Raw genomic sequence first — 14,718 nt, forward strand, 5'->3', positions numbered from 1 at the left:
CTGATTATTTCAGCATCATATCGGCAGCCGGTAGTAAGGCAAGGTGACCGACGGCCGAAAGCCCAGCTTGTGCGCCAGATTGTAAGAGCCTTTATTCTCCAGTCGGCAGGCCCATACCGGCTCCAGATTCCGGTCCAGACAATAGTCGATTAGCGCGGAGCATACGGAGGTGGCATATCCTTGTCCCCGGTGGGCATCTGCCGTCTCGATTCCAATCTCCAGCTGACTGGCCGTCAGGAAGGCCGAGAATGAGGTGGAAGCGACTTCTCCCTCCCGCAGCAGGGAATAACCTACGCCCTTCTCGGCAAAATGCCCGGCATCCCGCCAGAAGAAACGAGGAACTACCGATCCGCTTTGGGCGAAAAAGAATTCTTCGGTCATACGGACTACCGGCTCTTCATGCTTCGGGAAGTTCCGCTTCGCATCCAGGTAGGCGTTGCGGTCAAAGCTGAAATTGACTCTGGTGTTTCTTAAAATCTTGTTGTTCTCCAAGTCCTCGGGTGACAAACCGCAATTCTCAAGGCGTCTGTTATGGGAGGTTAGCATGGAATCAATGACCCGGCTCCATTCTCCGGCCGGATCGGCCTGGAGCCATTCCATCTGATCCCTGGCAGCCGATTGATTCGTTATGTAATCATATAGTCCGTGAGTGAATGAATCATCTCCCGAATCACCGAACAAGAGTGACATTCTATAGGGATGCGCGACATAAAATGCACGGGGATTCTCCCGGCAATCCGCATAGACACGGCCTGGAATATGTTGCTCCAGCACCACTTTGGCAAACATGGTGTTAATTTTCACCTGGTCAAGCTGCGGCAGCGCTTTGTGATAATCCTCGCGTGCAAGTTCAATCATGATTTATCCTTCCTATCCGGGCCTATTTTCCGGGTTAAGTAAAATTATAGAATATTTTAACACTTGGTATCTGTTCCGTCGACGCAAAATATTTTTTTGCGCATCTGACTCTTACTTTACTTCTTTCAACGGATAGCTGTCGGTTGCGGTCAGCCTGATGTCCGTTAATTTGCTTAGCACGCTGCTTACCATTGATGCCATCAATTGTTGAACAAGCATGGCTAAACAAACGGGCAGCGCCGCGGCGATCGGCAGGAAAGTAGTCGCAATTACCGCTCCAGCGCTAATATTTCGCATTCCAACCGTATAAGTCAGCGAAATGGTGACCCCTGCTTCCTCCCTCCATCCCCACCTTCCTGTCGAGTAGCCAAGCAGGTAGGCGATGAGCGTCAGAAGAATCACTGTGGTGAGGATCAAGACAAGCCTCCATTCAAAATGAATGAAGAACGGAGCAACGAATGCCCCGTTCAGCGCAACTACTCCCCCGAGCGCGATCTTGGACAGCGGGGCGAGACGGGGCTTCCATACCCGCTCCGCTTCGCCCCGGGTCACATGATTGATGAGCATGCCAAGCAGCGACGGAAACACGATCATCAGCAGGAGCTTCCAGATCATGCCCAGCGCATCAATATGCACCTCTGAAGCAAACAGAAGAGACAGCATTCCTGGAATGACGAACGGAGCAAGAAACGTATCCAGCAGGATGACCGCAATCGTCAGCGTCACGTCTCCACCTTTATGCGCTACCCAGAACAAGGTCGTAACGCCAGTTGGAATGGCGGTTCCGAGCACTAGCCCGGTAATCGTCTCCGTATCCCCGCCAAAGAATGTCATCCCAAACAGCCACGCAACAAGCGGCATGACAAAATGTAGAAGAATCAGAGCGCACAGCATCGGCGCCGGTCGCCGGAACACCCGGACGAAATCTCTGGAGCTTGTCCCGAGGCTTCCCGCCAGCGTCATAAAAGCAAACAACCAGGTGGATAAATAACCATAGGGCTTTAACCAAACGGTGAACAGTATGCCGGCAATCAGACTTGTGGGGGTAATCCATGGCATGATTCGGTCAAGCATCCGGTTTACGGTGGTCAGCATGGGCTTGTTCCTATATTCATTATTCTTTCCTCCTCCATGCTATTCTCTACCTGGTCATCATGCATGGCTTGCAGCCGCCCCCTGGCTGCTTTAGTAAACTATCCAAATCCGTCCATTCTCATAGATCTGCACATCCTGGGACGAATGAATGAAGTCCGTTCCGCTGGCAAATCCGGTTTCTTTCATCTTCCGCCTGCCCTCTTCCCAGCTCGGGCGATCATGGACAATGGTGTAACAATAGACGATTTGATCGTCGTCTTCGTCCTCTTGCGATCCCAGGTATACCCAATCCTCGCCAAACAGCGATTTCAGATATTCACTGGCCTCCGCATGCGTGTGAAACCTTGGAAGCGCCTCTTCGAACTGCCGGGACAGCAGCTTGCGTTTGCCGGAAAGGGTATAATAGCGGTCTAACTCCTCTTTATGGATCACAATATTCGCCTCCTTACCAAGTATGGTTTTTAACAAGATATCATTTGCCGCTATGGCACGCAATCCATGAGTCCGGAATGTCGTTACAGCTCAATCACCTTTGTGGCAATATTGTTGCAAAATTCCCGGTCATGCTCCACAAAAAGAAGCGTCGGCGAATGTTCAAGCAGCAGCTCTTCAATTTGCATGCGGGAGATCACATCAATGAAATTCAGCGGTTCGTCCCAAATATGCAAATGAACGTTCTCGCAAAGACTTTTGGCAAGGAGCACCTTCTTCTTTTGGCCGCCGCTATAAGCTGAAAGATCCTTTTCAAACTGAACTCTCGCAAAATCAAGCTTTCTTAAAATCGACTTGAACAGGCTCTCATCAATCCCGTGGGTTCTGGCGTAGTCCGTTAAATTGCCCTGTAAATGCGAGGTGTCCTGGGAGACGTAGGATATTTTAAGCTGGCTTCCCTTTCTGAACGCGCCCGTATAGCTTAAATCCTCACCGAGAATCAGCTTGAGCAGGCTGGATTTGCCCGAGCCATTCTTACCTGACAGCGCGATTCGTTCACCCTGCTCAATCGTAAAGCTGACATCCTGGCATACCTGCTTCTCGCCATAGTGAATCGAAACCTTGTCAAGCTCGGCAAGCCGGCTCTTATGATAGACAAGCTGTGAAATTTTGAGGCTGTCCGCGCTTTCCACATTTTTAAGAAGCCTGGACTTCTCCTCCATCGCCGATTGCTGTCTGTGCTCGATCGTTTTGGAGCGTTTCATCATTTTGGCCGCCTTGTGGCCGACATACCCTTTATCTACCTTGGAGCCGGAATTTCTTGTGCCGTTTTTCGTTTTTTCAACCTCATGGGACCAGCCGCCCGTGCGCTTGGACGAATCCGACAGACGTTTAACCTCTTTTCGCAGCTTGTCGTTCTCCGCCAGCTCAAAGCGATCCTGCCTTTGTTTATTTTCCCACCAGTCCGAGAAATGGCCTTTATGAATTTCAATGCTGGTCTTGTTGATGGCAAGAATGTGATCCACGCTGTGATCCAGGAACGACCGGTCGTGAGACACCAGAATAAATCCGCTCTTGGTACTCAGATATTCACTGACAATCCTTCTGGCGTCCATGTCCAGGTGATTCGTAGGTTCATCAATTAACAGAAAGCTGTGCTCCTTCAAAAATAAGGCGGCCAGCAGCACCTTCGTCTGCTCTCCATTCGACAGCGAATCAAACGGCCGGTACAGCGCATCCTCCGATACGTTCAGCAATGAAAGCTCACGCAGTAATTTCCATTGAAGAACGTCCGGGACAATCTCCTCAATGACATCAAGGGTAAGATTCTCCCTGTTCTCGACCTGGAACGGAAAATATTCGAAACTGGCATTCGCCGAAATGCTTCCGCTGTACTCATATTTACCGAGCAGCAGGTTAAGAAAAGTGGTCTTCCCTCTCCCGTTTCTTCCGGTAAAGCCCAGCTTCCAGTCGGTATCGATTTGAAAGCTTACGTTCTCGAACAGGTTATCGTAGCTGCCCTCATAGGCAAACGTCAGGTTCGTTACATTGATTAGTGACATATTATCGTCCCCCTGTATCCAAAAAAATAGAAAAGCCGCAAGAAAGTTACTTTCTCGCAGCTCAAATAGATACAGCAAATCCCACCCCGCTACGGGGTCAGGAAAGGGATATACACTTGAGCGAAAAGGTGCAGTAACTTTCTTGCATAATAAAGAATAAAAACAGGCGAAAAGAAATCGCTTATTTGTTTTCCATTCTCAAGCAAGAAATATTACATTATCCTTTTCAGCTCCTTGAAGAAATTACAAGTATCTTATCATACTCCATTTGCAATCTCAACCATGCAACCCTTTTTATCGGTCCCGGTTCACCAAATAATCCAGCAAATGCTTCAAGAACGCGGTATTGCGGGGAACCTCTCTCAAAGCCTCAACCGCTTGGCAGTAGTGCTCCCACATCGCTTTTCTGGCGCCACCTGATCCAAGGACGGATACGAAAGTCGAACTGTTGTTATCCAAATCCTTTAGCGTGGGTTTACCGAGTACGTGCCGGTCGCCTTCCACATCGAGCAAATCATCCTTAATCTGAAAGGCAATTCCTGCATGATAGGCAAAAGTCTTCAAAGCGGCAATCTCACGGTCCTCCACCTGAGCCAGTATAGCCGGCATCACCAGCGAGGCTTCGAAGGCGGCGCCGGTTTTGTAAAAGCACAGCTGGTTCAATTCTGCAAGTGTCAATACTTTGCCTTTGGATTGCAGGTCCATCGCCTGCCCCCGGCAGATTTCTTCCGCCTTCCCGGCCGAATATTGCATCAAGGCGAGCACGGTCCTCGCATCGAACCGGTCAAGCGACGCCTGTTCCTTGATCGCCCTCTGGATCAGGAACAGACCGGTCAATTCCGCCGTTGCGCTGTCATGCACCTCATGCAAAGTTGGACGCCCTCTGCGGGTGGACGCATTATCCTGGGACGGCAGATCGTCGAAGATCAGGGAGGCGGTATGCATGTATTCGAGTGATCTCAGCAGCGGCGCGATGGCCGAAGCGTTCAGTCCATATTCGTTAACCCCCATCACCCAGGTCAGAATCGGCCGCAATCGCTTCCCGTCCCCTTCGAGACTGTAATTGGCGGCACCCGTAAGCGGATCTTTCACCTCAGGAGTCCCGTTATTTTGGGGAATGGGCAGCAGACTGTTGATCTGATCGCGGACTGCTCTCACCGTAGTCTGAAAATCTTCCTTTTCCAGCCGATCATTTTTCAAAAAGGTATTCATCTGGTCTCGCAGCAGCTTATCGAAGAAATCCACGTCCTCCGCCTTACGAACCATCCGCCCTATAAGACGATGGAAATCCGGATCGCCGGAAGCAAAAATGTCCATCACTTCGTTATACTTGTCATCCCCCAGGCGTTCTTTGCAGCGTTTCAGGCCGTTAATGGCCCGGTCCAGAATCACCTCGCGGGTCTTGATGTCGGAGCGGTAGACGTTATGGATCAGATGGCCGATGACCGTCCAGTATAATTCATAAGGGTTGATCAAATCCGGGCGCTGGTTATGGTACTTTAAATAATACGTATAAGGCGTTACCGCGCCGCCTTCCATATCGTCGAACATATCCGCAAAATCGTCGGCCAGCTGGTTGTAGATGCCATAATAGAACGTACGGTGATCAAAGCCTTCATCCATGGAAGCATGAATTACGGAACGGACGATCAGCCTGGAGGATGCGGATTTTAAAATGACGGGGATATACAGTTCTTCATTGCTGTAATGGGCATAGGACAGTTCCTTTGCGCGGTCGATATCCTGGGCTTGAAAGAACACATACGACTGCTCGAAAAAGGTGCTCACCGTCTCCGGACGCTGAAGACCCTTGATATATTCAAAAGCCTCCCGAAGCTCGGAATGGACGTACTTGATGAACTCCACATTGTCTCCGGTCCACCCGCCAAGCTCCGGCACGATCCCGGTAAGAAGCGCAGCCTGGATCATACGGGAATACCGTTCTTTCTCCACGGCCGTCAAGAGCCGCGAATCCAGCAGATCGTCAATAAAAGGATAAGTCAGTCCGTAGGAATACCCTAGCCGGATCGCTTCATCCAGTCTCCTTGAACGCTCCGCAGGCGGCGTCTCCTCCTCCATCTCTTCGATCACATGCATAACCACCCCGAGAATGATCTTGATCAGTTTGCGCTGGGCTTGCCCGGCATCCAGCTCTTTCGGAATATGGGCGGAGACGTTCTTAAGCTTGTCGATTACCCAAATAGCGGCGGTCTCAATGCCTTCCTTCTGCGCCCATCGGTAGAATCCGGCCAGGCTCATAAACTCGGGCGGGTCCCCCCGGTTCGTTCCGGTGGGCCTAAGCAAGCCGGTTTTGATGTCGGCAACGACCTGCCGAATCCGTTCCTTCGTGCCGGGAGCATCCAGCGCTTGACCCAGATCTCTCATGTAAATGTAGGAAACGCTGCGATCCAGGTAATCGTCAAGCTTGCCCGTATAGTTCAGCCATCCGATATATCGCTCATAATCCCGGGTGTCCGGCTGTTGCTGTCCCCGCCAGAACCAGGACCACAGGGAACGATGACGTACATGGCTTCGTTTCCATATCTCAATATCCTTGGTCAGGACAGGAACGTACGTCTTCTCCTTCACCTGCCCGTATAGGGAAGAAAAATACTGAGCGGCCCTCTGCTCAGCAAGCCGATACCCCGTATCGGCATAATTTGTAAATTCCACACTCATAAGGTTCATACCTCTGCTTCTGTTTTGTTAAATCGCGCATGCTCATAATTTTAAATACGTGAAAAAAGCTGTTTGGTTACCAAATCGGCATAAGGGATATAGTCTGACCAAACGATGGCACAGAAAAACCGCCGTTTACCCAAAACAAATCGATGCCATTTTGGGGACGGCGGCTTTCTGCACCAAATTCATTCTATTTTCCAAAAATAGGGCCAGTCCGTAAGCAAACTACTTCTCCAAAGTAATGCGGAATACAGTGCCGGCATCGCCTGCAAATACAATCGTTCCATTTTCAGGCAAAACCACTTTATTATTGCGGCTGATTAAGGTGTAGCTAATGCATTTCCCCTGGGCGTCGTATACCGCAAAAGCGCCTTTCGCTGGCGTTGCGACAGTCATCTTCTTACCTGCGGCGGCAGAGGGAACTTTGTACCATCTGGCGTTGCCCTCAGCTTGCACGGTAACCGCTGAATGTTTCCCCGCGTATAGCGGCTTTACGATATCCTCACTGACATACAAGTTTCCAGCGGCTTCAAGATACTCGATCCCGCCTTTTGTGTAAAAACGGTATTCAGCCGTATCCCGGCTTCCCATCGTAGGTATTTGATGCTGGCTCACAGCCGTATTCGGACCTGTAATTTTTTTATCCAACAAATAGCCTTGCAGATCGTCGGCCCGTGGGATCTTAAGGGTCGGCATAATCATGTACATGACCGAACTGAACTTCTCGCTCACAGGGTAATAGGTTTTCCCTTCCCGCTTCGCCCATGCCTCTGCTGTCGCTGTGGATATTGGGTTAGATTCAAGCTTCTCGGCTAAATATTGAGACAATGCCAGTTGGCCCAAACCCGGAATGGCCGTATATTCTCTGTGCCAGAGGTAGGTGCGTCCATTTTTTTCAGTTACAAAGCTGACCTTCGTGGTGCCCTCCTGGTTAACAAAAGTCCCCTCCGATGTATACACAAACCTCTGCCCCGGATACTCAGGCATACTCGGCACCGATATGGACAGAACCCCATCCTTGATATCAACTTTAACCAGTTGGTTCAAGGTACCATAATAGCCCGCGTTCTTCATGACGTCATTGGACATATCGGCTTTAACAGGCGTACCGAATGATTTCTCGGGTTTGATGTCTTGGATCGCGCCCTTCTCTTTCATTGCCTGAAGAAGCAGCTCACTCGCCAGCATCTCGTTCAACGAGCTGCTGCCGCCCGACGACAGCACTGCCGCAGCCATGTTCTGCTCGGGAAGGACAACAAGAGAAGCATGGTACAAAATCGTATCTCCGCCTTTACTTAAACCCTTTAATCCATAATCGGTAAACGGAAACAACCTTACACTGTCCCAGCCAAGCCCAAAGTCAATCGAGTTGTCGGCTTCTTGAGGCCACAACCCTTTTTTGTATTCCTCCTGCTCCATTGCACGGACCGCCTCGTTCGAGAGGATACCGCCCTTCTGTCCCGTGAAGATTTGTGAGAATCGTACCAGATCCTCTGTGGTGGAATAAATTCCGCCCGCTCCAATAGCATTGACAGTCTCATTCGGCAGCTGCTTCTCAAAAGTCGGATAATAGAGAGCGGCGAGCTTGCCTGGTTCCAGTACATCCTGCGGCGTTTTCGTATGATTCATTTCCAGCGGCTCGGTAAAATATTGATGGATAAATGCTGTAAAGTCCATACCGCTGACCCTTTCCACAAGAATCTCCGCCAGCGTGAATCCGTCATTGCAATAAACGGAGAAAGCGCCCGGGTCCGCTTTTAAGCTCTGGGTGGACAATTGCTGCAGGAGCGTATCATGCGTGTACGTGTCTTGATCATTGAATAGAAAAGCATTTCTCAGGCTTGTGCCTTGCAGGCCAGAAGAATGGTTCAGCAGCATACGCGGGGTAATCTGTTTATATCGTTCATCCTTCATCTTGAAATCCGTTATGTACTGCACCAAAGGGGTATCCAAATGGATCTTTCCTTCATCCACTAATTTCATGACAGCGGCGGCCGTAAACATTTTGCTCGTCGATCCAATGCCATACATGGTATTTTTGCTCAGAGGAATTTTCCCTGCCTTATCGTTTACCCCTGTCTGTCCCGACACCTTAATCTCGCCGTGATCTATCAATGCATACTGGACGCTGACCGTACCGTAATTTTTGGTTAACAGCATCGCCTTTTCAGAAGCGATCTTCTCCAGTGCCTGATTCGAATCGACCACTTTGCCGCTTGACGCTATCGCCTCCGTTGAGATAAGCGGAGTCAGCGCAATTACAGCCGTTAGTAACCAAACCAACCTTTTCTTCATTGAAATGCCTCCTTGTAATAGTAAACTATGATATAGTACGAATTAATAGAAGAAATGGTTCAGTTTACCACAAAAAAAGCATGCTGATGCCCGGATCACCCTGTTGTCTTTAATGAACAATCTGGCGGCCAATGTGGTGGAGGCCATTCTCAAGGAAGGGGCCATTGCCATTTCGGTCCGCCGTGCAGACGACAGAATGAGTTCACATTAAGAAATCCGCGCTGAGCGCGGATTTCTTTAGTTTATGATGTGCTCCTCTATTCAAATAATTCCGCCAGCTTCCAGCCGATGGTCTGTGTATGGGCGGGTTTGGACGGATCGGTCCACAGCTTGGAAGCCGTCTCGTCAATGGCGGACAATCCCTTGGAGAGATCGACGCCGACCGCTTGCAGTCCGTCATTCATCAACCCGCCTGCACCGTAGCCTGCCGAGAGGGCCATGCCGACAGGTCCGGCAAATCCGGCCAGGCCGGCCAGGGTATCGGCGCTCTTCTGGAATCGTTCGCCGCCTGACCTTGCTGTAGTGGCCGCGTAAGCGTCGCCGGCAACAAACGCCGCAGCGACGACAGGCATCACTTTGCCTGCTTTGGAAGCGACCTTTGCCAACGGTTCGAGCGCCTCGACTCCTTTTTTGAGTACACTTCCCGTCTTGGCGGCAAGCTCCGCAACGGGTTTCAACGCTTCGCTCCCTTTCTCTATGGCTGAACCCATTTTGGCGGCCAAGCCTTTGTTTTGCATCAATCTCTTATATACATCCCCAAGCCTCGCTTCCAGTTCGTGCAGACGGTTATGGCCGCTTCCCTTCACTCCCGCCTGGCCTGTCGTCATAATCAACCCGCTCGCGTCCAGCGCGTCATGAGGCATTTCTGCGAGGCCTCCTCCGAAATGGTGAAGCTGCACCCCTTTGAGCGAGATGCCCTCTTTCTCCGCCAGCTTTCCGAATATCGTCCTGACCTTTGAGTAAGTCTCCCGGGCGTAATTGATCGCCGTTCCCTGCTGCCGGTTGGAGCCCATGCCTTTCGTATTTTTTAAATGCTCCACTTTGTCGCGGAACAGCTTCATCAGTTCATTGGGGGCTTTTCCCTGGAACTCCTTTCCCAGCACCTCGTTGACCGCGTTTTCCCACAGGCCGCTCATCTTTTGGTTGATCGGATCGCCCAGAAACCCGAGGTTCACATTCGGAGGCTGCAGTTCGTTGGTGCCGCTGGGATCGATCAGCTTGACCGGATTGGAGGATACGTACCGGTACAGATTGGTCCCGTCGATCAACAGCTTCGGGTCGCAGCTGATCCAGCGCCCCAGCCAGGCGGCATAATACCTGGAACCGTGATATTGCAGCCCGCTCTCTTCGTCCCGCTCTTTTCCGGTATACCGATACCGCTTGGGCGCCTCGTTCGGATTTCGGACCGACTGAAAGGATGTGCTTCCGTAGGGCGTAAACTCTTCATAGGAGATGATCTGCCCTAAGTGATCCAGCTCCAGGTGGGCGGAGCCGAGATGATTCCCGATTTGGTAACGGATAAGCCGGGCGGGCAGATCTTCCTGGCCTTCGGTGCGCGTTTCGACCAAAGCCATTCGCTGTTTGCCGTCCATGATATGCAGGGATTCCCGCTCAAACCCGATCGTGCGCCCGTCCCCCACGAATTCACGGTAAATTTCAAAAGGACCCAGGTAAATGCGCTCCTTCCACCGGGTAGGCTGCGCCCCGGGAGCGGCATACCGTTCCGTCACCTTCCGCACCCGCTGACCGCCGGCATCGTACGTATACCACGTGATTTCCGGCGTGGCGCCGCTATCTTCCGATACCGTCTGCTTCGAAGTTGCCCGAAGCTGGTCCAGCTCGTTCCAGCGCATGAAGGGCAAATGGGGCATGGAGGTCATATTTCCGCGCATTCCGGCCGAGCCTTCGTACTTGTACAGCTCCGCTGACGCACCGGTAGCCGTGCTGCTGAGCCGGTTGCTTACCCTGTCTTCCTGGAGAAGACTCTGCTCCTGATAGCCAAAGCTCCGGGTCCATCCCGGGTGCGCCGGATCACTCCCTCGATGCTGCATAGCGAGCAGATTGCCGACAGCATCGTATACATAGCGTTCCATATAGGTCCCCATCGCATGGCCATCGGAAGGATGGGCAAGCCGGGAATGGAATTCGCCGGGGGCATCGGGAGCGGTCGGGCCGGCAGGCAAGCCTCCAATCTGCCCAAGATGTTCCCTCCCCGCCGCTTCAACCAATCGGTTTAAAGCATCATACGTGTAACGGGATGAAGGCTCCACCCTCCGGTTAAGGAAGAAGAGGGCTTGCTGCGCATCGTCCCTTATGGACATGATGTTGCCGCCAGGATCATAGGTGTAGCGCAGATGCTGCAATTCACAGCCCGGCCAATCCGGCCGGGGCGGCTGCGGACAGTCCTCGGGAAAGCTGAGCTGATCCCGAATCGTCCGCATGCGGATGAGACGAAACGTAAATGGATCATATTCGAGCAGCGACTGTACTCCGTTACCGTAGGAGATACGGGTGCGCTGACCTTTTGCATTGTAGTCAATGTCGGCCACAAAGGAGGTCCAGATGCGTTCCCCGTCCTCCTCTTCCCCGCGCAAATTGGCTTCAACCGCGTTTAACAGATTCGCTTCGTTATAAGAAGGACGTATGAGGCTGGAATCGGGAGCCGTGATCTCTATCGCCCGGTTCAGGGCGTCATAACGGGTGCGGGTCTCATAGCTTTCCGCTTCCAGCAAGACCTCCGAAGCCCAGTTCAGCGTCGTTTTATAATCGGCGGCAAGCTCCCGCCTGCTGCGGAGCAGATTTCCTTTAAAGTCGTATTCGTCGTTTCGGAGCAGCCCCGCTTGGTCGTAGGACAGGACTTTTTTTCCGCGCTGATTGAAGCGTTCCGGCCCCGGCATGGACTCGCCGTACACGATATGGCCCGTCATAACCGGAGGACTGCCGCCAGCGCTATGATAGGTTTCGATCGCGCGGCCCAGCACATCATATACCGTCCGGCTGTGTACACCGCCGCTGCTCCAGGTGCGGACTGGTCGCCGTCCGACGTCATACAGGGTCCACCGTTCTCCGGCCTCCATGCTCGATTCGGATAACGTGGTGCCGAGCATGTCATAGGCGCTGCGCATTACGGTTCGCCCTGTGGCATCGATCACTTCCCGGATATTCCCTTCAATGTCGTACACAGTGCGGCTTTCGAAGAACTCCTCATCCGGCGGCGCATCCGGAGGGGAATCGCTTCGCTTGCATCTGTTATGCTCCACAGTAAGGAATACGCGCCCCAGCGAATCGAAATAACGCGCCCCCGGCGTATTCGCATGCACGCTTGCTTTGACAGCCGCTTCCTGCTCATCGGGTCCAAGCTGCCCTTCGGCCCGCTGGCCGTACCAGGTGGGCAGGTACTCTGTCTCCGGCAATCGTCTGAAGTAATCCCCGGCATCCGAATCATTCGCGGGCTCCAGCAGCAGCGTGTCGCTTCCATCCCACGAGGTCTGCTTCCACGGACCATAGACTTCCTTCTTCCACGTCCTGTCCGGATACAATACGGCTGCGACACGGCCTGACGGGTCATAGAAATTCACAGGACTGACCCCGATTTGGACATCGTGATCGAAGCAGTGCGTATCCGTGAAGAAAGGCTCGAATTGCCGGACGGGCTTTCCTTTATTGTTGTACACCGTCCAACCGGAGCCCACCCAGCGGGGGGACGCTTCTTCCCTGCTTGGCACAGGCTGCCCGCCCGCCGTCAGGATGTGTCCCGTCGCCGGATTTCTTAACGGGACCGGGCCGGGCTCCGCCTGAATTTTCTTTTGAATCTCACGGCCAAAGCCATCCGAATATAGAAAGCTGTATTGCAGGCCTGTTTGCTCACCCGCCGCCAAATCGGAATCATGGGTCACCCGCGACAGAGTATAAACGACGGGCGGCTCCGGAACGGACTGATCCCTGGTCCGCATATACGCGAACCAATCATAAATGATGCGGCTGGTTGCTCGTTGGAGCACGGCATGGGGACCTGCAAACGGCGACTGCAACTGCATGAGCGTCTCTGCTTGCGTTAACTCCGCCGCAAAGCCTTCGAGGGTATCCCCCTGCCTCGGCTGATCCTCCGGCTTGCCCATAACCGCAGAACCTGTGACCATGCCCAGCGCATCATATGCGACAGCCGAGCAGTTGCGGTTCGGGTCCATAACCAGCGCGGGCTTCAGCAGGCGGTAATCGTGACCGGACGGAAACGGCTCCATGGGCGGGTCCGTGGGCCTTAGCCCGACGGTCATGCGGCTGCCGAGCGGATCGCAGGTTTCGGTAACCAGCAAATTATAGCGGTCATAGCGAACGATTGTCTCCGCGTGCTGTCCCTCCCGGTGGAGGGGATCTCTAAAGCGCTGCGGGAGGAAAAAATGCTCTGCCGCACAGGCAAGCTCCTCCTCCGGAGCATCGGACGGCCGGGGCGAATAGTATACTTGCCCGGACGGTATCCAAAAGCCGGACTCTCCCTCTAGCCGGACATAGCGGCCCTCGTCCAGCAGCATGGCTTCCTCGGCCCGAACGCCATAAACGGCTTCCAGCAATCCGGGAGTGAACGCGAGCCGGTAGCTGTTATAAGGCAGCGCCAGGGCCTCAAGCTGCCCGGCAGGCAGCGGGCCCGCCAAGTCGTCACGGCGATACAGCGTCTTCACATGCTCGATCAGGCGCAGGGCATACCCGTCCGGTGAAGAGCCGGGGTCCGCCGCATAGTCGATTATGACGGCGCCAGCCCATGCCGACTCCAGATCGGCAACAGGAAACCGGAGCCGGCCGCTCTGAAGCGGCAATCCGCTTAGCTCATAGCTGCGCGTTTCACTTGGGAGCGGCGCGTGATAATGATCCGCCCCGGCGACGGGACTGGTGTACCGGTTCTCGGTCAGCACCACCGTTATCTTGCTCTGCTCGATTTGATGCGAAGGCGCGAGCTCCGGGTCAGGCTGCCTGCGGCCATAGCTTACGACAGCGAGCTTCGTCTCGTTCCCGTTGTCATCCGTTTCCATGACGATGGAATGAAGCGTTCGCGGATCTTGCGGATTTCGCTCATAATGGAAGCTGATTTGTTCCCGGGAGTGCGCAATAAATATCGCAGATTGATCCCCCTGCCTCGCTTGCAGCAGCTTAACTGTGTAATTATACTCCGTCACAGTATAAGGATGGCTTTCCTTATCGGTGCCGTCCAAAGCATACACTTCCTGCCTAAGCAGCAGGCCCTTAAGCGCGCGGCAGGCCTCCCGCTCTTCTTCCGGTGATAATCCGTCAGGCAGAACGGATTCTTCCAGAAGGAGCTGTGCAACCCCAGCCTCTGTCGCAGCCGGTTCACGGTAATACTCGTGAGCGGCGAAGTAGGCGCTCAGGCGGCAACGTTCCAGACAGGCGCCGGTATGATACCAGGAACGGGTCAGGACAGGGGGAACATGGGAATCATACGACTCGTTCGTTCCTTCGGGAAAGAAATCCGCATTCCCTCCCGAGCTGCCGTATGCTTCCGAGTCCCATTGCTCCACCAGCCCGAAGCCCCGGAATTCCCGTTCCTCTCCGTCAAAGTAGCCGTGGCGGTACGCATACCTTGTAGTGAAACGGTTGCCGCTGATCCGGTCGAACGTCTCGACTTTTTCAATCACATGAACAGGAAAAGGCAGCTTCGTCGCCCACGGCTTGCCTTCCCGCTGGTCGGCAAGATAAAACTTCGTGGATGAAGCATAATGAACCCGGGTTTCCGCCCCGAGGTTGTTCGCTGTCCGAACGAGCAGTTGCGGCTTTTTCCCGCCCG

7 protein-coding genes are annotated in these 14,718 nt (G+C 53.2%); all 7 read right to left on the minus strand.

Annotated elements, in window-relative coordinates; translation table 11 throughout:
- Nucleotides 1-15 precede the first annotated feature (15 nt).
- Entirely contained in the window at nucleotides 16-858 is an 843-nt protein-coding gene (locus L692_RS0126725; RefSeq protein ID WP_025702986.1) for a GNAT family N-acetyltransferase, read from the minus strand.
- 111 nt (nucleotides 859-969) lie between these two features.
- Nucleotides 970-1,953: a bile acid:sodium symporter family protein gene (locus L692_RS0126730; RefSeq protein ID WP_025702988.1), complete on the minus strand. Its 984-nt coding sequence runs from the start codon at nucleotides 1,951-1,953 to the stop codon at nucleotides 970-972.
- A gap of 90 nt (nucleotides 1,954-2,043) precedes the next feature.
- Entirely contained in the window at nucleotides 2,044-2,385 is a 342-nt protein-coding gene (locus L692_RS0126735; RefSeq protein ID WP_025702989.1) for a hypothetical protein, read from the minus strand.
- Nucleotides 2,386-2,468: 83 nt separating this feature from the next.
- The gene (locus tag L692_RS0126740) at nucleotides 2,469-3,947 is read right to left on the minus strand and encodes an Lsa family ABC-F type ribosomal protection protein (protein ID WP_025702990.1); all 1,479 of its coding nucleotides are present in this window, start codon (nucleotides 3,945-3,947) and stop codon (nucleotides 2,469-2,471) included.
- A gap of 294 nt (nucleotides 3,948-4,241) precedes the next feature.
- Entirely contained in the window at nucleotides 4,242-6,626 is a 2,385-nt protein-coding gene (locus L692_RS0126745; protein WP_415752788.1) for a polyprenyl synthetase family protein, read from the minus strand.
- Nucleotides 6,627-6,854: 228 nt separating this feature from the next.
- Entirely contained in the window at nucleotides 6,855-8,924 is a 2,070-nt protein-coding gene (locus L692_RS0126750; RefSeq protein WP_025702994.1) for a serine hydrolase domain-containing protein, read from the minus strand.
- Between the two features lie 257 nt (nucleotides 8,925-9,181).
- A partial coding sequence (locus L692_RS0126755; protein WP_025702996.1) for a toxin TcdB middle/C-terminal domain-containing protein occupies nucleotides 9,182-14,718 on the minus strand: 5,537 nt, incomplete at its 5' end.

This window comes from Paenibacillus forsythiae T98 (assembly GCF_000520735.1).
GTDB classification, from domain to species: domain Bacteria; phylum Bacillota; class Bacilli; order Paenibacillales; family Paenibacillaceae; genus Paenibacillus_AQ; species Paenibacillus_AQ forsythiae.

Excerpts from the sequence above, each read along its gene's own strand:
- L692_RS0126725 (WP_025702986.1), bottom strand. The coding sequence starts at position 858 with ATGATTGAACTTGCACGCGAGGATTATCACAAAGCGCTGCCGCAGCTT.
- L692_RS0126730 (WP_025702988.1), bottom strand. The coding sequence starts at position 1,953 with ATGCTGACCACCGTAAACCGGATGCTTGACCGAATCATGCCATGGATT.
- L692_RS0126740 (WP_025702990.1), bottom strand. The coding sequence starts at position 3,947 with ATGTCACTAATCAATGTAACGAACCTGACGTTTGCCTATGAGGGCAGC.
- L692_RS0126745 (WP_415752788.1), bottom strand. The coding sequence starts at position 6,626 with ATGAGTGTGGAATTTACAAATTATGCCGATACGGGGTATCGGCTTGCT.
- L692_RS0126750 (WP_025702994.1), bottom strand. The coding sequence starts at position 8,924 with ATGAAGAAAAGGTTGGTTTGGTTACTAACGGCTGTAATTGCGCTGACT.